We start from the raw sequence: 21,206 nt of genomic DNA, 5'->3' as shown, positions 1-21,206 counted from the left end.
AATGTATCCGATACACCGATGTATCGAAAGGTCTCTCGAAAAAAGCCGCGCCCCCTCCGCTCCCGCATGCGACCACCGAAGGGAACATACTTTCGATTAAGGCGTACGATGGGACCATGACCGCGCACCACCTCCAGGGCTCCCTCTTCGACCAGACCGAGGAACTGCGCCTCGGCCCCCTCGCCGGGATCCGCCGGACCACGCTCGGCGCGGGCGCCTGGATCGACGTGCTGCCGGGCTGGCTCACCGGCTCGGACACCCTGTTCGAAGAGCTGGCGACCGGGGTTCCCTGGCGTGCCGAGCGCCGGAAGATGTACGACAACGTCATCGACGTCCCGCGCCTGCTGGCGTTCTACGGAGCCGGTGACGAGCTGCCCCACCCGGTGCTCACCGAGGCGCGCCGGGCGCTGTCCGCGCACTACGCCGAGGAGCTGGGCGAGCCCTTCGTCACCGCCGGCCTGTGCCACTACCGCGACGGCCGGGACAGCGTCGCCTGGCACGGCGACCGGATCGGCCGCGGCGCCCGGGAGGACACCATGGTCGCGATCCTCTCGGTGGGCTCCCCGCGCGACCTGCTGCTGCGCCCGGCGCGCGGGGGCGAGACGGTACGGCGCCCGCTGGGACACGGCGATCTGATCGTGATGGGCGGCTCCTGCCAGCGGACCTGGGAGCACTGCGTGCCCAAGTCCACCCGCGCCGCCGGGCCGCGCATCAGCGTCCAGTTCCGCCCGAGCGGGGTGCGCTGAAACGGAGCCGACGGTGCGATCCTGGGACTGCTGGACCGGCCCCGGCCGCACCGCCGGCCGCCCGGCCGGGTCCTGGGGTATCTCGCGGTCCCGCGCTGCCGTTGTACGTGCTCCACCAGCCGGTGGTCGTCGCCTTCGCCTACGGCGTGGTCGGCCGGCCGACGCCGATCGTCGCCAAGTACGGAACGATCGTGGCCGCTTCACTGACGGTGATCCTGCTGGTGTACGAGTACGGGGTGCGCCGGACGCGGGTGACGAGATTCCTGTTCGGCATGCGCGGAACCCCACCATCCACTCACCTCCGGTGATCTGCTTTGCTGTCCCCGTCGACGACGGATCTCCAGGACACGGGACGGCCATGCGGGCAGACGTACGGCAAGTGGCGGACGGCACCTACCTGGTGCACGGCAGCAACACCAACTGGGTGATCCTCACCGAGGGGGACGCCGTCACCCTGATCGACACCGGCTACCCGGGAGACCGGCAGCTGGTCCTGGACTCCCTCGCCTCCGTGGGCAGTTCACCGGAGGCGGTCACGGCCGTGCTGATCACCCACGCCCACAACGACCACCTGGGCTCCGCCGAGCACCTGCGCTCGGAGTTCGGCACCCCGGTGTATCTGCACGAGGCCGAAGTACCGCACGCCCGAAGGGAGTTCCTTCAGCAGGTGAGCGTGGGCGAGGTGCTGAGGAACGCCTGGCGGCCCGGCGTCCTGCCGTGGATGGTGCACGCGCTGCGCTCCGGCGGCACCGAGCAGCACCCGGTCACCGCGCCCGAGGCGTTCCCCGGCGCCGGCGGCCCGCTCGACCTGCCCGGCCGGCCCGTCCCGGTGCACACCCCCGGCCACACCAGCGGCCACGCCGTCTTCCACCTTCCGGAAGCGGGCGTGGTCATCTCCGGCGACGCCCTGGTCAGCGGCCATCCGACCTCCCGGCTGGAGGGGCCGCAGCTGCTGCCGGACATGTTCCACCACGAGCGCGCCCGCGCGGTGGAGTCCCTGCGCGTGATCGAAGGGCTCCCGGCCGACCTGCTGCTGCCCGGACACGGCCCGCTGCACCAGGGGTCCGTGAAGGCGGCGGCCGAGCAGGCCCGCGAACGCGCCGTCTAAGGTCAGGCCATGGCTTTGCAGATCAGCGCCACCAACCCGGAGCATCCGGCACTCCTGCTGGAGCTGCCCTGGCACCTGCCCCTGGAGGAGTGGCCCGAGGAGGTCCTCGTCCCGCTGCCGCGCGGCATCTCCCGCCACGTGGTGCGCTACGCCCAGGCCGGCGACGAGGTGATCGCCGTCAAGGAGCTCGCCGAGCGCCCCGCGCTGCGCGAGTACGAGCTGCTGCGCGACCTGGACCGGCTCGCCATCCCCGCCGTCGACCCGCTGGCCGTGGTCACCGGCCGCGCCGACGAGGGCGGCACCCCGCTGGAGTCGGTGCTGGTCACCCGGCATCTCGGCGGATCGATGCCGTACCGCTCGATGTTCGAGACGACCATGCGCCCGGCGACCATGCACCGGCTCATGGACGCCCTCGCGGTGCTGCTGGTGCGGCTGCATCTGGCCGGGTTCGCGTGGGGCGACTGCTCGCTGTCCAACACGCTGTTCCGACGGGACGCGGGCGCCTACGCCGCCTATCTCGTCGACGCCGAGACCGGCGACCTGCACCCCCGGCTGAGCCCCGGCCAGCGCGACTACGACCTCGACCTCGCCCGCGTCAACATCAGCGGCGAGCTGCTCGACCTGGAGGCGTCCGGGGCACTGCACCCCTCGGTGGACCCGATCGAGTTCGGCACGGAGATCTGCGCCCGCTACGGGGCGCTGTGGCAGGAACTGACCCGTACCTCGGTCTACCCGGCGGGCAAGTACCACTACATCGAGCGCCGGATCCGCCGGCTCAACGAGCTCGGTTTCGACGTCGCCGAGATGCAGATCGAGCACTCCTCCAACGGCGACACGGTCACCTTCGTGCCCAAGGTCGTCGACGCGGGCCATCACCAGCGCCAGCTGCTGCGCCTCACCGGCCTGGACACCGAGGAGAACCAGGCCCGGCGGCTGCTGAACGACCTCGAGAGCTGGATGGCCACCCAGGACGACTACGCCCCGGGCGACCCCCTCGCCGCCCGCCCCGAGGTGCTCGCGCACCGCTGGGTGCGGGACGTCTTCCGGCCCACCGTGCGCGCGGTCCCCCTCGAGCTGCGCGGCGCCATGGATGCGGCGGAGATCTACCACGAGCTCCTCGAACACCGCTGGTACCTCTCGGAGCACGCGCAGCACGACATCGGGCTCGGCACGGCGGTCGAGGACTACATCAACAAGATCCTGCCCAAGGCACGGGAGACCCTGGAGCCGACGATCCCTGAGTGAGTCACTCGTGGGGCACGACGGCGACCGGGCAGTCCGCGTGGTGCAGGACGCCGTGCGCCACCGAGCCGATCCGGGCGCCCACGGCCGTGCGGTGGGCGCGGCGGCCGACCACCATCAGCTGCGCCCGCCCGGACACCGACAGCAGCACCTGCCCGGCGCTGCCCATCTCCACGTGCTCCACCACCGGCACGTCGGGGAACCGCTCCCGCCACGGTTCCAGGGCCTCGGCCAGCGCCTTCTTCTCGTACGGCTCCAGGCCGCCGGCGTCGTCGGCGAGCTTGAGCGAGCCGGGGCTGTAGGCGAACACCGGCGGGAGCGTCCAGGCCCGTACCGCACGGACGCCCGCGCCCCGGGCGGCCGCCGTCTCGAACGCGAAGCGCAGCGCGGGGGCGCTGTCCTCGGGCTCGCCGTGCTGGCCGACGACGATCTCGTGGCCGGCCACCTCGGACGACGCCTCGTCACCGGCGCGGACCAGCACGACCGGGCGCGCGGCCTCGGCGATCACCTGCTGGCCGACCGAGCCCAGCAGGAACCCGACCACCGGCCCGTGCCCGCGCGAGCCGAGCACCAGCAGTTCCGCGTCCGCCGCCGCGGCGACGAGCGTCCCTATCGGATTGCCCTCCCGGACGTCGACGGTGACTTCGAGCGCCGGGTGCCGCTCGGCCACCGTCGCGACCGCCTGCCGCACGGCGTCCCGCACCCACTGCTCCTGGGCGTCCCGGTCGGCCACGTCGGCCGCCGCGTTCGGCTGGAACCGCCAGGCGTGCACCACCCGCAGTTCCAGGTCGCGCCGGACGGCCTCGCGGGCCGCCCAGGCGAGCGCCGCGAGGCTCTCGTCCGTCCCGTCGACCCCTGCCGTGATCGGGACCGTCATCCCGCCGCCTCCTCGTGTCGTGATCACATCCGTCGGGCCCAGTCTTCACTACGCTTCGCCCATGGCACTGGAGTGGGAGCAAGTGGTCATCGACTCGGCCGACCCGGTGGCGCTGGGGCGCTGGTGGGCCGCCGCCCTCGGCTGGGTCGTGGTCGGCGACGCGTCCGACGAGTACGAGATCCGACCGGAGCGAGACCGGCTGCCGGGCCTGATCTTCGTGCCCGTCCCGGAGGGCAAGACGGTCAAGAACCGGCTCCACCTGGACTTCCGCCCCGACGACCAGCACGCCGAGGTGACCCGCCTGCTGTCCCTGGGCGCCCGTCACACCGACATCGGTCAGGGCGAGCAGCCCTGGGTGACGCTGGTCGACCCCGAGGGCAACGAGTTCTGCGTGCTGGGGGCGCGGCGGCCGTCCTGACCGCGTGCGCCCGGTCCTGATCTCAGAGCGCACGGTCCGCGGGTATCCCGGAGCGGACCGGTGCGATCGAACATACGATGGGCGGAGCCGGCGCGCGGGCTTCGCCGTGCCGCCGTGAGTGACGACCCTCTCGGGGTGGGAGACGTATGGCACAGGCCGCTGATTCGGCGCGGACCGTCATCCTGACCGTGGACGACGACCCGGGGGTCTCCCGTGCCGTCGCCCGTGACCTGCGGCGCCGTTACGGCGGCGCGTACCGGATCGTGCGCGCCGAGTCCGGGGAGTCCGCGCTGGAGGCGCTGCGCGAGCTGAAACTCCGTGGCGACCTGGTGGCCGTCATCCTCGCCGACTACCGGATGCCCCAGATGAACGGCATCGAGTTCCTCGAACAGGCCCTGGACGTGTATCCGGGCGCCCGTCGCGTGCTGCTCACCGCGTACGCCGACACGAGCGCGGCGATCGACGCGATCAACGTCGTCGACCTCGACCACTACCTGCTCAAGCCGTGGGACCCGCCGGAGGAGAAGCTCTACCCCGTCCTGGACGATCTGCTGGACGCCTGGCGGTCCAGCGACTTCCGGCCCGTGCCCGCCACGAAGGTGGTCGGGCACCGCTGGTCGGCGCGGTCCTCGGAGGTGCGGGAGTTCCTGGCCCGCAACCAGGTGCCGTACCGCTGGTACTCCGCCGACGAGCCGGAGGGACAGCGGCTGCTGGCCGCGGCCGGAGTCGACGGGCAGCGGCTGCCGCTGGTGGTCACCGCGGACGGCACGCCCCTGGTCGAGCCGGACGCGCCCGAACTGGCCGCCCACGTGGGGCTGGCGACGACGCCGACGGCCGAGTTCTACGACCTGGTGGTGATCGGCGGCGGCCCGGCCGGGCTCGGCGCGGCGGTGTACGGGGCCTCCGAGGGCCTGCGCACGGTGCTGGTGGAGCGGTCCGCGACCGGTGGCCAGGCGGGGCAGAGCTCCCGTATCGAGAACTACCTCGGCTTCCCGGACGGCGTGTCCGGGGCCCAGCTCACCGACCGGGCCCGGCGGCAGGCCACCAAGTTCGGCGCCGAGATCCTCACCGCGCGCGAGGTGACCGGGCTCGAGGTCAACGGCTCCGCGCGCGTCGTGCGGTTCTCGGACGGCTCGGCGGTGGCCGCGCACAGCGTGATCCTCGCGACGGGTGTGTCGTACCGGCAGCTGGCGGCGCCGGGCTGCGACGACCTGACCGGCTGCGGGGTGTTCTACGGGGCGGCGCTCACCGAGGCGGCCTCCTGCCAGGGGCAGGACGTCTACATCGTGGGCGGCGCCAACTCGGCCGGCCAGGCGGCCATGTACCTGGCGAGAGGCGCCAAGTCCGTCACGCTGCTGGTGCGCGGGGAGTCCCTGGCGGCGTCGATGTCGTACTACCTGATCCAGCAGATCGACGAGTCGCCCAACATCTCCGTGCGCCCCGGCACGGTCGTCGAGGCCGCGCACGGGGACGGCCGCCTGGAGCAGCTGACACTGCGGGACGTGACGACCGGCGAGACCGAACTCGTCGACGCGCAGTGGATGTTTGTGTTCATCGGCGCTGCCCCGCTGACCGGCTGGCTGGACGGCACGGTGCTGCGCGACGAGCGTGGGTTCATCCTCGCCGGGCCCGACCTCACTCCGGACGGGCGGCCGCCGGCGGACTGGGCGCTGGACCGGCCGCCGTACCACCTGGAGACCAGTATTCCCGGCGTGTTCGTGGCGGGCGACGCGCGCGCCGAGTCCGCGAAGCGCGTCGCGTCCGCCGTAGGAGAGGGAGCCATGGCCGTGATGCTCGTCCACCGGTACCTGGAGCAGTCATGAGCGGGCAGGTGATGCCGTGCAGCCCGACCGAGATCAGCTCGCTGTTCCTGTTCGAGAAGCTCTCCCCCGAACAGCTCGGACGGCTGTGCAGCGAGGGCCGGGTGGAGAGGTTCGAGCCCGGTCCGGTGTACACCGAGGGCGACCCGGCGACCTGCTTCTACGTGATGGTCGAGGGCTCGGTCGTGCTGTACCGCCGGGTCGGCGGGGACGACATCGAGGTGAGCCGCACCTCCCAGCGCGGGGTGTACGCCGGGGCCATGCAGGCCTACCTGGGGGACCAGGTGCCGCAGGTCTACAACAACTCGATGCGGGTGACCGAGCCGACGCGGTTCTTCGTGCTGCCCGCCGAGTCGTTCTCGGCGATCATGCGGGAGTGGTTCCCGATGGCGGCGCACCTGCTGGAGGGGCTGTTCTTCGGCTCGAAGAACACCCAGCGGGCCGTCGGGCAGCGGGAACGGCTGCTGGCCCTGGGCTCGTTGTCGGCGGGTCTCACCCATGAGCTCAACAACCCGGCCGCGGCGGCCGTGCGGGCCACCGCGACGCTGCGGGAGCGGGTGGCGAAGATGCGGCACAAGCTGGCCGTCATCGCGTCCGGAGCCTACGACCCGGAGGCGCTGGCCCGGTTGATCGAGATCCAGGAGCGCACGGCCGAACTGGTCGCGAAAGCACCGGTGTTGAGCCCACTGGAGGCCTCCGACCGGGAGGACGACCTCACCGACTGGCTCGACGACCACGGCATCCAGGAGGGCTGGCGGATCGCGCCGACCTTCGTGCAGGCCGGGCTGGACGTGGACTGGCTGGAGCAGATCGCGGCCGCCGTCGACGAGGAGATCCTGCCGAGCGCGATGGGGTGGCTCAACTACACGGTCGAGACCGAGCTGTTGATGGACGAGATCGACGACTCCACCAACCGCATCTCGCACCTGGTCGACGCCGCCAAGCAGTACTCGCAGCTCGACCGCGCCCCCTACCGGGTCGTCGACGTGCACGAACTCCTCGACAGCACCCTGCTGATGCTGTCGGGCAAGATCGGGCAGCGCATCGAGGTCGTCAAGGACTACGACCGTGCCCTCCCGGCGATCCCGGCCTACCCGGCGGAGCTCAACCAGGTGTGGACGAACCTCGTCGACAACGCCGTCTTCGCCGTGAACAGCGCGGGCGGCGAAGGCACGTTGACCGTGCGGACGGCACGTGAGGGCGACCGGCTGCTGGTGGAGTTCCGCGACACGGGCCCCGGCATCCCGCCGGACGTCCGGGGCCGCATCTTCGACCCCTTCTTCACCACCAAGCCGGTGGGCGAGGGCACCGGGCTCGGCCTGGACATCTCCTGGCGGATCGTCGTCAACAAGCACCACGGCAACCTCCATGTGGAGTCCGTGCCGGGCGACACCCGCTTCCAGGTGCTGCTGCCGCTGACCGCCCCCGACCCCGAGAGTGCACCCGACCCCGAGACCGCCGAGGAGCCCGCATGACCGACGTGGACGCGATCGACCCGACCGTTCCGCCCAGCAGCGCCGGCTGCGTGGACTGCGACGCGGCGGGCGGCTGGTGGTTCCACCTGCGGCGCTGCGCGACCTGTGGCCATGTCGGCTGCTGCGACTCCTCCCCCGCGCAGCACGCCACCGCGCACTACAAGGCGACCGGGCATCCCCTGGTGCGCAGTTTCGAGCCGGGCGAGGAGTGGTTCTGGGACTACTCCACCGACGAGCTGTACGAGTCCGGGCCCGAGCTCGCCCCTCCGACCGGTCACCCCGCGGACCAGCCCGTGCCGGGCCCGGCCGGGCGGGTGCCCGAGGACTGGGCGCGGTCACTGCACCGTTGAGAGCGGGCCGTCGGGCCCGGCCCGTCGAGAGCGGACCGGAAGGGCTCCCGGGAGTGTCCCGCTAGGGCTCCTGGCATCGTCCCGGCAGGGCTCCGTTCCTGGTCGCGGGCCGCGTTGTCGGTGGCGCGTGCCAGGATGGGGTCGTGTCGCAGACCGTGTTCGCCACCCCGTTCATCGGCCGGGAAGAGGAGCTCGCCCGGCTCTCCGGCGTGCTCGAAGGCGCCCGGGGCGGTGAGTCGCGCGCGGTGCTGATCGCCGGGGACGCCGGCGTGGGCAAGACCCGGGTCCTGGACGAGGTCGCCGCGCGGGCGGCCCGCTCCGGCATGACCGTGCTCACCGGGCACTGCGTCGACCTCGGTGACGTGGGGCTGCCCTATCTGCCGTTCACCGAGATCCTCGGCCTGCTCGCCGCCGACGAGCGGTTCGCCGCCGTCCTCGCCGCGCACCCCCTGGTCGACCGGCTGCTCGGCGCGGGCACGGACGCCGACCAAGCGGGTCCCGCCGCGCGGTCCGGCAGCGGAGAAGGGCGGCTGAGGCTGTTCGAGGGGATGGCGGCGCTGCTCGCCGACCTGTCGGACGTCACACCGCTGCTCCTCGTCCTGGAGGATCTGCACTGGGCCGACCAGTCCTCCCGGGACCTGCTGCGCTTCCTGCTCAGCCGGGGTTTCCTCCAGCGGTCCACCGGCAACGGCTCCGGTCACCGGCTGGCGGTACTGGCCTCCTACCGGGCGGACGACCTGCACCGCCGGCACCCGCTGCGCCCGCTGCTGGCGGAGCTGGTGCGGCTGCCGGCCGTGGACCGGCTGGAGCTGCGCCCGCTGGCGGACGCCGAGGTGACCCGGTTGCTGCGTGCCCTGGAGGGCCGGCCGCTGCCGGACGCCACGGTGCGCCGGATCGTGGAGCGCGCGGAGGGCAACGCCTTCTACGCCGAGGAGTTGCTCGCGGCCACGGACACGGAGGCCGGCGGAATGCCCAGCGGGCTGGCCGACCTCCTCCTCATCCGCGTCGAGCAACTCCCCGACACCGCCCAGCAGGTACTGCGGACCGCCGCCGTCGCCGGCCGGCGGGTGGAGCACGACCTGCTGCGGGACGCGGTGGGACTGCCGGAGGACGAGCTGGAGTCGGCGCTGCGGGAGGCCATCGGCCACCAGCTCCTGGTCGCGGGCGACGACGGCGCGTACGCCTTCCGGCACGCCCTCGCCCGCGAGGCGGTGTACGCCGATCTGCTGCCGGGCGAACGGTCGCGGCTGCACGGCGCGTTCGCCGCTCTGCTGGCCGGCCGGGGCCACCGGGCCGAGACGGCGGCGGAGCGCGCCCACCACTATCGCGAGAGCCATGACCTGGGTGAGGCCCTCGCCGCCTCGCTGGAGGCCGCCGACCACGCCCGGCGGGTCGGCGCGCCCGCCGAGGAACTGCGTCATCTGGAGGCCCTGCTCGACCTGTGGGAGTCGGTGCCCGCGACAGCCCTACCGTCGGGCGAGGCGGCCGACCGGGTCACACTGATGCTGCGCGCCTCGGCGGCGGCCGCGCACGCCGGGGAGGCGCACCGCGCGGTCTCCCTGACCCGGGCCGCGCTCGCGGGCGTCGGCCAGGACGCCGACTCCGAACTCGCCGCCCGGGTGCGGTACACACTGGCCGGCACGCTCATGGGCGTCGACAGTCTGACGGCCGCGTTCGCCTACAGCAGCGAGGCGTTGGCGATGATCCCCGCCGAGCCGCCGACGCCGACCTGGGTGTGGGCCGCCGCCACGCATGTGCTGGCGGCCCGTCAGGTCGGTGAATTCGACAGCGCCCTGCGCGTCGCGCACCAGGCGCTGCGCGCCGCCGAGGAACTCGATCTGACGGACGCGCGTGCCGACCTCCTGGTCTCGCTGGCCAACCTCGAGGGCGACGGCCGCCGCTCCGCCGAGGGCCGCGCGCGGCTGACGGAGGCGCGGGAACTGGCCCGGCGCGGCGGCAACGCGCCGGTGGAGATGCGGGCCCTGTTCACCCTGGCCATCGGCGCCTTCGAGGCCGGGGAGCTGGCGGAGTGCCTGCCCTGGCTGGCCGAGGGCCTGGACCGGGCCCGCCGGGCGGGGCTGCTGTCCTCGCCGTATCCGCTGGAGATGCGGTACCTCCAGCTGCTGGTGCTCTACACGCTGGGCCGCTGGGACGAGTGTCTGCGGACGGCGACGACCGACCTGGCGGTGCTGCCCGCGTCGGGTGGATTCGCGGTGGGGCCTGCCCTGTACGTGGGCCTGGCACGCGGTGACAGGGGCGTCGTCGACCGGGCCCGGACCCTGATCGAGGGGCGCTTCGACTGGATGGCGGCGCTCGTCGCGGGCATCGTGCTGACCGACGCGGCGGTACTGAGCGGTGACGCCGAGGCGGCGGTGGCCCGGCTGCGGTCCTCGGTCGAGGCTCTCACGGACGAGGCGGGCATGCTCCCGGACGTCACGGTCCGGCTCACCGCGCTCGCCCTCACGGCGGTCGCCGAGGCGGCGGCCAAGGCGCGGCTCGGCGGGGACGAGGCGGCGGCCGACCGCTGGTCGGCGATCGCGACGGAACTCCTGGAACCGGCCCGGTCGGTGGCCCTGCGGGGCGCGACGGGCCTGCCGCAGGGTCCGGAGGGGCGCGCCTGGCTGGCCCGCGCGGAGGCCGAGTGGGTCTGGGCCACCACCGGGCCCGACCCGGCGGCCTGGGAGAGGACGGTGGCGGCGTTCGGCTACGGCGACGCCTACGAACTCGCCCGGTGCCGACTGCGGTACGCGCAGACCCTGCTGGCCGCCGGCCGGCGCGAGGACGCGGCGACCGAGGCCCGCGCCGCCCGGGAGACCGCCGTACGGCTTGGCGCCACACCCCTGCTGGAGCGGGCGGACGACCTGCTCCGGCGTGGACGCCTCACGGACGCCGGGCCCGCCGCGCGGGGCGGTCCGGTCGCCCTGACGGCCCGGGAGCGGGATGTCCTGCGGCTGCTCGCGCTCGGCCGGAGCAACCGGCAGATCGGCGAGGAGCTGTTCATCAGCGGCAAGACGGCGAGCGTCCATGTCTCCAACATCCTCGCCAAGCTGAGCGCGGCGAGCCGTACGGAGGCCGTGGCGATCGCCTACCGCGAGCGGCTGCTCGAACCGGAGCTCGGCGCGTCGGGCTGATCCCGGTGCGGTGACATCAGCCAACGGTGCGGTGATCACAGGACTACGGAACGCACGCGGGCGAAGCGGCGGTTCGGGCATCGGGCCCGGCTCGCACCGACCCCTGCGCAGGTCCTGGTCCTGGACGGTCAGGCGCAGCCGCCCGGGGCACCATCGAGGAGCCGGGGAAGGACATCGCGCAGAAGGCCGGGCTGAACCGCTCCATCAGCCAGGAGGCATGGGGCCGCACGGGCGGCTTCGCGGACGGCGGCCCCTCGGGCACGTACTGGACGCAGCTCTTCGGCGCCTTACACCCCACCAGCCCCCGGGGGGTGATCTACGCCTCACAGGCAACCCCCCTCACCGTGCCCGCGTCTTGACCGGCAGCACACCGCACTATTCCCACCGTGTATACACAGAGTGCATACCTGAATACCCGGTGGCCTGCCGAAGGGAACCGATGTACGGCAAGGCATTCGCCCCGGAGTACCAGGGCGCTCTCACCACCCTGTCCGTGAACTCCTCGCTGGACGACGTACTGGCCGTCGGCACCGAGCGGTTGCGGGCGGCGGAGCAGGCCGGGGAACACGGCGAGGCGGCCCGCTCGGGGCTCGCGGTCGCCGAGGCGCACCGGCGTCTGGGACAGGTGCGGGAGGCAGACCGGGCCTGGAAGGCGAGTTACCGGGCGGCCCGGGACGCCGGGGACGTCGCCGCGATGGCGTGGGCCCTGTGGAGCGGCGGCACCCTGGCCCGGCAGCGGGGCGCGTTCCCGCTGGCCCGGCGGCTGCTGGGGCTCGCGGCCGACCTGGGCGAGCGGGGCGGCGACATCGTGGTCCGCGGTTACTCGCTGGCCGGGCTGGCGGAGACCGGACGGATCCAGGGCGACTACGAGGCCGTGGGCAGGCTGCACGAGCAGTTGCTGGCCGAGGCGCGCAGGCGCGGCGAGGCGCGGCACACGGTGTGGGCCCTGGAGGGCATCGCGCAGATGCACCGCAACTCCGGCGACCACGACACCGCGTACGCCCTCTTCGAGGAGGCCTCCCGCATCGCCGAGCGCGCCGAGGACCGCCGCGGCCACGCCTGGGCGCTGCGCGGGCTGGCCGACATCGTCTCCGCGCGGGACGGGGACACCGAACGCGCGCTCGGCCTGCTGACGGAGGCCGAGGTGTCCTGCCGTGCGATGAACCTGACCGGAGCGCTGGCCTACAACCACAAGATGCGCGGCAACGTCCTGTACCGGGCGGGGCGTTACCCCGAGGCGCGGCGGCTGTACACGCAGGCGTTCGACGAGTTCCGCGCCATGGGCGAGCCGCGCGGCGAGGCACTCTCCCGGCTCGGCCTGACGAAGGCGCTGGCCCGGCTGGGCCGCGACCGCGGGGAGACGGCGGCCGAACTGGCCGAACTGGCAAGGGAGCTGGAGCGCATCGGGCTGCGGCACGCCCGCCAGATGGTCGCCCGCGCACAGACCGAGCTGGGGGTCGAGACGTCGACCCCGGCGACAGCGACAGCGACAGCGACAGCGACAGCGACAGCGACAGCGACAGGGGCACCGGCACGGGAGCCCACTCCGGCTCCCGCGGCCGCATCCACACCCAGCGTTTCCGACGAGCACGCGGCGGTAGGCCGGTGACCGCGCTCGGCACGACGGTGCGGGAAGCCACCGCGACTCGGTCCCGCGCTCCGCAGATCCTCGCCCGCTGCCGGGCGTTGGTGCGACCCGCGCTCGTGGCGGCCGTGGGGCGGACGCACCCGTGGGTGGGCGAGATGGCCGGCTACTCCTTCGGCTGGTGCGGGGTCGGCGGGGTGCCCGCGGCCGGTTCCGGAGGCAAGGGCGTACGGCAGGCCCTCGCGGTGCTCGGCGCCGAGGCGGCCGGTGCGCCCGCCGCGGCCGGGGTGCCCGCGGCGGTGGCGGTGGAACTGGTGCACGCCTTCTCCCTGCTCCACGACGACATCATGGACGGCGATCCGACCCGGCGTGGGCGTGCCACGGCGTGGAAGGCGTACGGCACGGGACCGGCGGTCCTGGCGGGTGACGCCCTGTTCGCCCTGGCGGTGGAGACCCTCGCGCTCCAGCCCGCCCCGGCCGGCGCCGCCGCCGTACGCCTGCTGTCCGGCGCCCTCGGGGACCTCGTCCGCGGACAGGCCGACGACCTGCTGTTCGCCGCGCGGCCCTGGTCGGGTCCGGAGCGGGTGCGGCCGGACGCCTATCGGGCGATGGCCGAGGGCAAGACCGGTGCGCTGCTCGGCTGTGCGGCCGCGCTGGGGGCCGTGCTGGCCGGCGCGTCCCCGGCCGCCGTGGCCGCACTGGACCGGGCGGGGCGGCATCTCGGGGTCGCGTTCCAGGTGGTCGACGACGTGCTGGGTATCTGGGGCGACCCGTCGGTCACCGGTAAGCCTGTCCACGGCGATCTGCGCGAGCGGAAGAAGACGTTCCCGGTGCTGGCCGCGCTGGACTCACCCGCTCCCGCCGCGCGTCGGCTGGCCGCGCTTCTGGAGCGGGGCGGCGACCCGGGTGAGGCGGCGGCGCTGGCCGAGGCGGCGGGTGGCCGTGCCGCGGCGCTGGCCGAAGCGGGCCGGCAGGTCGCCGCCGCCGAGTCGGTGCTGGCGGACGCACCGCTGGCCGCCGGCGCCGTACGCGACCTGCGCTCCCTGATCGGCTTCGCGGTGCGCCGGGACCTCTGACCCGGCCCGGCCGTGCTCGCGGAACGCGCTTCCATCGGTCCCGACCGGGCCGCTCCACCGGGCACCTCCACCTGTTTAGGAAAATCGCCGAGAGGGCCGCCGAGCAGGAATGCAGCGCGGCCCAGAAGGTCGTTCCCGGGAACCGCGACGAGTCCCGCCCGGCTTGTTTACCGCTGGTTACACCGCAGGACGGACGCAGGACGACCCCCGGCAATTCCCTTTTCTCGTACATGCACTCGACCCAAAGCGGCGCCCTTTTTGAATAAAAGACAGGAATCGCATCGGAGTTGCCCTCCAATTGAACGGACCCCCGCACGCCGGTCGTACCACTGGGAAAGGTAAGTGCCGGCGGTTCAGCGAGGGATGGCCATGGTCAAGACGCACGTCTCCACGCACGAGTGGGTCGCCGGGAGGTACCGGCTGCTCGACGTCGTCCACCGGGAGACGAACCGCGTCGGCTGGTACGGCGAGTACGTCGAGGACACCGGGACGTCCCGGCCCTGCCTGGTCACCAGGATCGGGCTGCCGGCCGACCAGGGCGAGGAGAAGGCCCGCCAGGCCGCCGACCGGGTCCTGCGCATGTCGGAGACAATGGCGCGGCTGTGTCCCGGCCGGATCGCCACGGTCGTCGACGCCGTGGAGGAGGCGGGTTCCCTGTGGACCGTCACCGAGTGGATCGACGGTCTGCCCCTGAGTCAACTCCTCGATCAGAAGGGGGCGTTCAGCCCGGCCAAGGCGGCGGCGATCGGGCTGCAGCTGCTGGACGTGCTCGAGGTCGCGCACGGTGAGGGCATCACCCACGGCGAGCTGAGCCCCGGTCAGATCTTCGTGCGGGCCAGGGGCCCCCTCGTGCTCACCGGATTCGGACTGACGGGCGCGACCCTCGCCCCCCGGGTGGCGGCTCCGGCGTACGCCTCCCCCGAGCAGGCCCGGGACGACCGGATCGGCCCGGCGGCCGACCTGTGGGCGCTGGGCGCGATCCTGTACACGATGGTCGAGGGGCGGCCGCCGTACCGGGACCGCGACCGGCCCGAGAGCACGCTGAAGGGAGTGGACCGGCTGCCGCTGCGCACCCCGCTGCGGGCCGGTTCGCTCACCCCCACCGTGCAGGGGCTGCTGCGCAAGGACTCCCGGGAGCGGCTGACCAGGACCGTCGTACGCCAGTCCCTCACCCGGGTGCTGGACGAGGATCCGCACGCCGTCCTGCAGGCACCCCGGTTGAAGCGGGCCTGCGCCGCCGCCCGGTACGTCGGTCCGCGGTGGAGCGGCCGGGCCATGGCGGCCGGGACGGCGCTGGCCGTCGTCACCGTGGCGGTCGCCGCCCTCGCCGTGACCCACCAGCTGCCCGACACCGACGACACCGCGGGGGGCGGCACGCAGGCCCGGCCGTCCGCGTCGGCCGCGACACCCGGCGAGGACGCCGGCGAAAGAGACCCCGCGACACCGGCGCCGACCGCGCCGACCGCGCCGACCGCGCCGACCGCGCCGGGCACCCCGTCGCCCGGCGGGTCCCCGGAATCCTCCCCCTCGGCACCCGCCACCGCCGACGCCCTCCCCGAGGGCTACCGCGTGTACCGCTCGCCCGAGGGTTTCTCGGTCGCGCTGCCCAAGGGCTGGAAGCCGCTGGAGACCGCGCGCGACACCGACGGGGCGTACCGCGTCACCTTCGGGGCGACCGGAGATCCGCGCACCCTCGCGGTGACCTACAGCGAGAGCGCCGGACCGGACCCGGTGGCCGTCTGGCGCGAGGACGTCGAGCCCGATCTGAAGAAGGACGCCGGTTTCCGTCGGCTCGGCGACATCGAGGCGACGACGTACCAGGGATACAAGGCCGCCGACATGGAGTGGCTCATGGACGCCGACGGCACCCAGGTGCGCACGTTCGGCCGCGGTTTCCTCCTCGGCGGGCACCGCAGTTTCTCGCTGCGCTGGACGACACCCGCGGCGGACTGGGGCAAGAGCGCCAACCGCGAGGCGCTGGACACGTTCCTGCGGACCTTCCGGCCGGGTTCAGCCGCCTGACCTCGGCGATCGGCGCGGTGCGCGCAGCCTGCGCAGCGGGGCGCCGTGCAACGGCTTCGTGTCCCAGCGGGCGGTGAACGTCCGGTCGGTGAGGGAGCAGGTCACCCGCAGGCGGTGCGGGGTCTCGAGGAACGCGACGTGCACCGCGAGGGTGTCGCCGTCGGTCCAGCCGCCGCTCACCGCGGTGGGCGGTGGTTCCCCGCCCGGTTGCCGGCCGCCGGGCCCCAGGGGCAGTTCCAGCCGCCGGTCACCGGGCTTCTCGACGAGACTCAGCGTCCAGCCGTCGGTGCCCCCGGTGACGACGGCTCCGGTCAGTCCCGGCTGGTCGGCGCAGACTCCGCCGCAGGGGGTGAACTCGGCGCCCGTCCACTGCGCGCCCCGCTCGGGCGGCGCGGGCGCGCCGGGGGCAGGGGGCAGTGCGAGCTGTGCCAGGCGCCGTGCGAGGGCCGCGTCGGCCTCCTCCCGGCCGGTCAGCGGTTCCGGCCGGAACGCGGGCAAAAGATGCTCCCAGACCAGGGTGAGCAGGGCCTGCATGTCGTCGGTCGCCGCCGTCGTGGCGATCACGACGTCGTGCTCGGGCAGGACCACACAGAACTGTCCGTAGGCCCCGTCACCGCGATAGCCGTGCCGGGAGCGCCAGAACTGGAAGCCGTAGCCGCGCTCCCAGTCCGCGCGGTCCGCGTCGGCCGTCGCGGACGGCGCCGTCACCGTGTGCTCGCGGGTCGCCTCGGCCACCCACTCCTCGGACAGCAGCCGCTCCCCCTCCCACACGCCGCCGTCCAGGTACAGCTGCCCGAGCCGGGCGATCGCGTCCGTGGTGCTGTGCAGCCCGCTGAAGCCGATCTCACGGCCGGAGCGGTCGGTCAGCCAGGCGACCTCGCCGATACCGAGCGGATCCAGCAGCCGCGGCCGCAGATAGGCGGTGAGTGACTCTCCGGTGACGCGCTGCAGGATCGCGGCGAGCGCGTAGGTGGCGGGCTGGTTGTACGCGAACACGGTTCCCGGGTCGTGGTCCGGCGGCAGCAGCAGGAAGCCCCGGACGAGGTCGTCGGGGTCGAGCGCGTGCGCCCGTTCGTACGTCTCCTCCTCGTGCCCGCTCGCCATCGCCGCCACGTGCCGCACCAGCATCGCGCGGCTGCGCGGGTCGGTGATCTCCGCGTCGAGCTCCGGGAAGTACGAGAGCACGGGATCATCGAGTCCGATCAGCCCCTCGGCGACGGCGAACCCGACGGCCGTGGACGTGAAGCTCTTGCTGAGCGAGTACAGCAGCTGCAGCCGGTCGGGGGTGTACGGCGCCCACCAGCCGGCGGCGACGAGGCGGCCGTGGCGCAGGATCATCAGGCTGTGCGGCTCGATGACCTCGGCCGACTCGACGGCGTCGAGGAAGGCGAGAACGCCCAGGGCGTCGACGCCCTGGGCGGACGGGGGGCTCGAAGGCAGTGGGCGGGCGCTCATCCCCGCATCCTCTCCCGGACGACGACGATGATCGACGGTCTGTTTCCGGTCATGGCTGCCTGTTTCCTCCCCCGGCAGCCGGGGACTCGGCACCCATGGTGCAAATCGGATACACGATGATGACCGAACAGGCCGGCCCTCGTGACCTGGTCGACCACGTGGTGCGTGCCGAGGAGGCGGGCTTCGACTTCTCGGTGACCTCGGACCACTACTTTCCGTGGCTGCGCTCGCAGGGTCACGCGCCGTACGCGTGGAGCGTGCTCGGCGCCGCCGCCCAGGCCACGTCACGCATTCCGCTGATGACGTACGTGACGTGTCCGACCTTCCGCTACCACCCGGCCGTGGTGGCGCAGAAGGCCGCCACGATGCAGCTGCTGTCCGAGGGGCGCTTCCGGCTGGGCCTGGGCTCCGGGGAGAACCTCAACGAACATGTGGTGGGCGGCGGTTGGCCCTCCGTGGACGTGCGGCACGAGATGCTCGAAGAGGCCGTGGAGATCATCCGCGCGCTGTTCGAGGGTGGGCATGTGACCCGGCACGGCACCCACTACGACGTGGACTCGGCCCGGCTGTGGGACCTGCCCGACGAGCCGCCCCCGATCGGCATCGCCGTCTCCGGCGAGCGTTCGTGCGCGCTCGCGGGCCGGCTGGCCGACCTCGTGATCGCCACCGAGCCCAAGGCGGACCTGCTGTCGTCGTTCGACCGCCACGGCGGCGCGGGCAAGCCGCGGGTGGGCCAGCTTCCGGTCTGCCACGACCCCGACCGGGACGCGGCCGTGCAGCGGGCGCACGACCAGTTCCGCTGGTTCGGCAGCGGCTGGAAGGTGAACTCCGAACTGCCGCACCCGGACTCCTTCGACGCGGCGACCCAGTTCGTGACGCCCGACGACGTCGCCGCCTCGATCCCCTGCGGCGACGATCCGGACGACTTCGTCGAGGCCGTACGTCCGTACGCCGAGGCCGGGTTCACCGAGATCGCCCTGGTGCAGATCGGCGGGGACTCCCAGCCCGCCTACCTGGACTGGTCGGAGAAGACCCTGCTGCCCGCGCTGCGCGGCGCCTTCGGCTGACGGGCCGTCCGGCCCGCAGGCGGGTCCGGCAAAGCATCGCCAAGAGGTGCATATAGGCTGCCGGTCTGCACTTTCGCCGTGCCGATCCTACGTCCAGCAGCCCGCAGAGGAGAGTCATCCGTGACCCTGGCGATCGACCTGCCCGAGACGCCCCCCGAGTCGTCCCCCGCGCCCCTGTCCGACCTCGTGGCGCGGGACGCCCGTGAGTTCGGCGTCTACGCGCGGACCGGCGGGTGGGCCTTCGGCCTGATGGTGGCGCGCAGCGTCCGGCCGGGCGGGCAGAGCGCGGACGAGACGCCGAAGGTGTCGGCGAAGGAGTTCGCCGAGCTGGCCGGCTGCTCCCCCGAGCGCGTCATGCGGTACTACAAGGCCTGGGACCGGGCGGCGGACGACGGTCTCGTCCCGCACTTCGAGGAGCTCGCGCCGGGCCAGGAGGTCGAGCTGCCGGACGCCGAGGTGTGGCTGACCTACTACGTCTCCCGGTCCAGCGCCGGCTCGGAGCGCGGCACCGCCATCGCGGAGGCCGCCGAGGCCGAGGGCATCCGCCCGACGAAGGCGCTGGAGGTCGCGGAGAACCCCACCGCGCTGCGCGCGGCGATCCTCGCCGACCCGTCGACCGCGCGAGCGGCCCGCGCCGCCCTCCTGGACCGCATCAAGGAGGACCCCGACCTCCAGATCGAGCTGGCCCGGGACGTCGTACGCACCGACGACCTCAAGAAGGCCGTGGCCACCGAGAGCCGCTCGGCCGACCGCATCGGGTACGTGCGTCAGATCGCCGAGTCCGGCCAGATCAAGACGCCCGCCGGACAGACCCTCGACGCGCCGGCCGAGCTGCGCCAGGAGGCCGAACGGCACCTCTCGCTGCTCGACGAGCTGAACGACGACGAGGACGCGGGCGAGTGGGCCAGCGATGCCTACGACACGATGAAGAGCCTGGTCGTGGAGACCGTCGAGGCCGATCCCGAACTGCGCGTCCAGGAGCGGCGCACGAAGTTCTACAGCAGCCTCCAGCGGGCGACGAAGGTGTTCGAGGAGCTGACCTTCGACGACGTCGACGCGCAGGACTTCTACGAGGACGACATGGTCCAGCAGCTGGAGGAGCTCCAGCAGGCGATCGGCAGCTGTATCACCGCGCTGCGCGGTGCCCGCGGCACCGCTCCCGAAGCCGGTTAGTCCGGCGTCTGCGTGTGTCCGGTGTCAGCGCGTCGTGTAGCGGCGGCGGGTCCACAGCGGCAGCACGAACCAGCACAGCGCGTACCAGGTGAACACACCCGCGACGAGGTAGGGCACGAACTCGTCGTGGGTGGCCACGCGCAGGATCAGCAGCAGCGAGGCGGTCATGGTGGCGAGCAGCAGGAGCAGGCCGACCAAGGTCAGCCGGGACGCCCATCGCACCGCCTGCGGTTTCACCCGCCGCCCGGAGACCAGGCGGTGCAGGGAGACGGGACCTATGAGGGCGCCCGTGGCGCAGGCGCCCAGGACCACGGTCACGATGTAGATGACCTGGTCGACGTGTTGCAGTTCCGCGTAGCGCGGGGTGAACACGACGGTGAGCAGGAAGCCGAAGAGGATCTGCACGCCCGTCTGGGCGACCCTGATCTCCTGGATCAGCTCCCCCCACATACGGTCGGCTCTCTCCTCCTCGGTCTCGTCCCGCCCCGTACGCTGCTCGGCCTTGGCCGCCGTGTCCGTCACGTGTGCTGTCCTCCCGGTTCGAGTGGTCGGTCCCCTCTCTCCCCGCGTGTACCCCGTGAGCGGCGGTTCTCTCCGGTCCGTCGCCCCGCTTCCGGCTACCAGCGTCCTTCGACCTGCTCCTTGATCCGCCGGTCGTAGAGATCACGGACCGCCGCGAGGGTCTCCCCGGTCAGCTCCGGGAGCTTGGCGGCGGCCGCGTTGGCGCGGGCCTGCTCGGGTGAGCGGGCGCCCGGGATGACGGTGGTCACGCCGGGCTGCTGCACGATCCAGCGCAGCGCCAGCTGGGCCGGCGTGTACCCCTCGGGCGCGAGGGCGGCGAACTCGACGGCGGCCTCGACACCGGTGGCGTAGTCGACGCCGGAGAAGGTCTCGCCCTGGTCGAAGGACTCGCCGTGCCGGTTGTAGGCGCGGTGGTCGTTCTCCGGGAAGACGGTGTCCTTGGTGTACTTGCCGGAGAGCAGGCCGGAGGCGAGCGGGACGCGGGCGATGATGCCGACGCCGGCTTCCCGGGCCGCCGGGAGCACCTCGTACAGGGGCTTCAGACGGAACGGGTTGAGGATGATCTGCACGCTCGCCACCCCCGGCCGGGCGATCGCGGTGAGGGCCTCGGCGCAGGTCTCCACGCTGACGCCGTAGTGCGCGATGCGCTCCTCCTCGACCAGGGTGTCGAGGGCGTCGAAGACCTCGTCGCTGGAGTAGACGGGGGTCGGCGGGCAGTGCAGCTGCACCAGGTCGATGCGGTCGACGCCGAGGTTACGGCGGGAGCGGTCGTTCCAGGCGCGGAAGTTGTCCAGGACGTAGTTCTCGGGGATCTGGTCGACGCGGCGGCCCATCTTGGTGGCGACCAGCACGTGCAGGTCGGGCCGGCCGCTCAGGAAGGTGGCGATGGTCTGCTCGCTGCGTCCGTCGCCGTAGACGTCGGCGGTGTCGAAGAAGGTCACCCCCGACTCGGCCGCCGCCTCCAGAACGGTCAGCGCCTCCTTGTCGTCGACGTCTCCCCAGTCGGCGCCCAGTTGCCAGGTGCCGAGACCGACCACGGATGCGTGCTGACCAGACCTACCGAATTCGCGCTCGTCCATGACGTCAGTCTGTCATCCGCCGTGACCTGGTGCGGAACGGGCCGCTCCGGGCCGCCACCT

The 21,206-nt window shown here is 73.0% G+C and carries 18 protein-coding genes; 14 read left to right on the top strand and 4 right to left on the bottom strand.

Going from position 1 to position 21,206, the window contains the following annotated elements:
- Positions 1-116 precede the first annotated feature (116 nt).
- The 4 genes from ACFVYS_RS26430 (at position 117) to ACFVYS_RS26415 (ending at position 3,099) form a co-directional block, all read left to right on the top strand.
- The gene (locus tag ACFVYS_RS26430; RefSeq protein WP_389505831.1) at positions 117-746 is read left to right on the top strand and encodes an alpha-ketoglutarate-dependent dioxygenase AlkB; all 630 of its coding nucleotides are present in this window, start codon (positions 117-119) and stop codon (positions 744-746) included.
- Positions 747-847: 101 nt separating this feature from the next.
- Positions 848-1,054 (top strand): hypothetical protein, encoded by a 207-nt coding sequence (locus ACFVYS_RS26425; RefSeq protein ID WP_389505829.1) that lies wholly within the window; start codon positions 848-850, stop codon positions 1,052-1,054.
- Positions 1,055-1,104: 50 nt separating this feature from the next.
- Complete coding sequence (locus ACFVYS_RS26420; RefSeq protein WP_389505827.1) at positions 1,105-1,854, top strand: MBL fold metallo-hydrolase; 750 nt, start codon at positions 1,105-1,107, stop codon at positions 1,852-1,854.
- Positions 1,855-1,863: 9 nt separating this feature from the next.
- The gene (locus ACFVYS_RS26415) at positions 1,864-3,099 is read left to right on the top strand and encodes a DUF4032 domain-containing protein (protein WP_389505825.1); all 1,236 of its coding nucleotides are present in this window, start codon (positions 1,864-1,866) and stop codon (positions 3,097-3,099) included.
- A 1-nt stretch (position 3,100) separates the two neighbouring features.
- Here the strand turns inward: ACFVYS_RS26415 and ACFVYS_RS26410 are convergent, their stop codons facing one another.
- Positions 3,101-3,973, bottom strand: a complete 873-nt coding sequence (locus ACFVYS_RS26410) for a universal stress protein (protein WP_389505823.1) — start codon at positions 3,971-3,973, stop codon at positions 3,101-3,103.
- Positions 3,974-4,034: 61 nt separating this feature from the next.
- Here ACFVYS_RS26410 and ACFVYS_RS26405 point away from each other — a divergent pair, with 61 nt between their 5' ends.
- The 8 genes from ACFVYS_RS26405 to ACFVYS_RS26370 all read left to right on the top strand — a co-directional run bounded on the left by ACFVYS_RS26405 (position 4,035) and on the right by ACFVYS_RS26370 (position 15,850).
- The gene (locus ACFVYS_RS26405) at positions 4,035-4,391 is read left to right on the top strand and encodes a VOC family protein (RefSeq protein ID WP_389505821.1); all 357 of its coding nucleotides are present in this window, start codon (positions 4,035-4,037) and stop codon (positions 4,389-4,391) included.
- 146 nt (positions 4,392-4,537) lie between these two features.
- Positions 4,538-6,214: an FAD-dependent oxidoreductase gene (locus ACFVYS_RS26400; protein WP_389505819.1), complete on the top strand. Its 1,677-nt coding sequence runs from the start codon at positions 4,538-4,540 to the stop codon at positions 6,212-6,214.
- Positions 6,211-7,686 (top strand): ATP-binding protein, encoded by a 1,476-nt coding sequence (locus tag ACFVYS_RS26395; RefSeq protein WP_389505817.1) that lies wholly within the window; start codon positions 6,211-6,213, stop codon positions 7,684-7,686. The genes ACFVYS_RS26400 and ACFVYS_RS26395 overlap by 4 nt, the downstream gene beginning before the upstream one ends.
- A complete protein-coding gene (locus ACFVYS_RS26390) occupies positions 7,683-8,036 on the top strand; it encodes a UBP-type zinc finger domain-containing protein (protein ID WP_389505815.1) in 354 nt (117 codons plus the stop codon). Before ACFVYS_RS26395 ends, ACFVYS_RS26390 begins: the two co-directional genes overlap by 4 nt.
- Positions 8,037-8,179: 143 nt before the next feature.
- Positions 8,180-11,167 carry an ATP-binding protein gene (locus ACFVYS_RS26385; protein WP_389505813.1) on the top strand — a complete coding sequence of 996 codons (2,988 nt, stop codon included), beginning with the start codon at positions 8,180-8,182 and terminating at the stop codon, positions 11,165-11,167.
- A gap of 439 nt (positions 11,168-11,606) precedes the next feature.
- The gene (locus ACFVYS_RS26380) at positions 11,607-12,776 is read left to right on the top strand and encodes a tetratricopeptide repeat protein (protein WP_389505811.1); all 1,170 of its coding nucleotides are present in this window, start codon (positions 11,607-11,609) and stop codon (positions 12,774-12,776) included.
- Positions 12,773-13,828, top strand: a complete 1,056-nt coding sequence (locus tag ACFVYS_RS26375; RefSeq protein WP_389505809.1) for a polyprenyl synthetase family protein — start codon at positions 12,773-12,775, stop codon at positions 13,826-13,828. The genes ACFVYS_RS26380 and ACFVYS_RS26375 overlap by 4 nt, the downstream gene beginning before the upstream one ends.
- 363 nt (positions 13,829-14,191) lie before the next feature.
- Complete coding sequence (locus ACFVYS_RS26370) at positions 14,192-15,850, top strand: serine/threonine protein kinase (protein WP_389505807.1); 1,659 nt, start codon at positions 14,192-14,194, stop codon at positions 15,848-15,850.
- Here the strand turns inward: ACFVYS_RS26370 and ACFVYS_RS26365 are convergent.
- Positions 15,839-17,305, bottom strand: a complete 1,467-nt coding sequence (locus ACFVYS_RS26365) for a serine hydrolase domain-containing protein (RefSeq protein WP_389505805.1) — start codon at positions 17,303-17,305, stop codon at positions 15,839-15,841. The genes ACFVYS_RS26370 and ACFVYS_RS26365 overlap by 12 nt on opposite strands.
- A 95-nt stretch (positions 17,306-17,400) precedes the next feature.
- Between ACFVYS_RS26365 and ACFVYS_RS26360 the strand changes: the two genes are divergently transcribed.
- Positions 17,401-18,372 carry an LLM class F420-dependent oxidoreductase gene (locus ACFVYS_RS26360; RefSeq protein WP_389505803.1) on the top strand — a complete coding sequence of 324 codons (972 nt, stop codon included), beginning with the start codon at positions 17,401-17,403 and terminating at the stop codon, positions 18,370-18,372.
- Between the two features lie 120 nt (positions 18,373-18,492).
- Entirely contained in the window at positions 18,493-19,545 is a 1,053-nt protein-coding gene (locus ACFVYS_RS26355) for a hypothetical protein (protein ID WP_389505801.1), read from the top strand.
- Between the two features lie 24 nt (positions 19,546-19,569).
- Here the strand turns inward: ACFVYS_RS26355 and ACFVYS_RS26350 are convergent, their stop codons facing one another.
- Both ACFVYS_RS26350 and ACFVYS_RS26345 read right to left on the bottom strand, forming a co-directional pair.
- Positions 19,570-19,995 carry a DUF6328 family protein gene (locus ACFVYS_RS26350; protein ID WP_389505914.1) on the bottom strand — a complete coding sequence of 142 codons (426 nt, stop codon included), beginning with the start codon at positions 19,993-19,995 and terminating at the stop codon, positions 19,570-19,572.
- 167 nt (positions 19,996-20,162) lie between these two features.
- Positions 20,163-21,146, bottom strand: coding sequence for an aldo/keto reductase (locus tag ACFVYS_RS26345; protein WP_389505799.1), 984 nt, complete (start codon positions 21,144-21,146; stop codon positions 20,163-20,165).
- Positions 21,147-21,206 lie beyond the last annotated feature (60 nt).

The sequence above is a fragment of the Streptomyces sp. NPDC058295 genome (assembly GCF_042880655.1).
GTDB classification, from domain to species: domain Bacteria; phylum Actinomycetota; class Actinomycetes; order Streptomycetales; family Streptomycetaceae; genus Streptomyces; species Streptomyces coriariae.
Note: the sequence above shows the minus strand (reverse complement) of the source record. Positions and strands in the feature narration are given on the sequence as shown.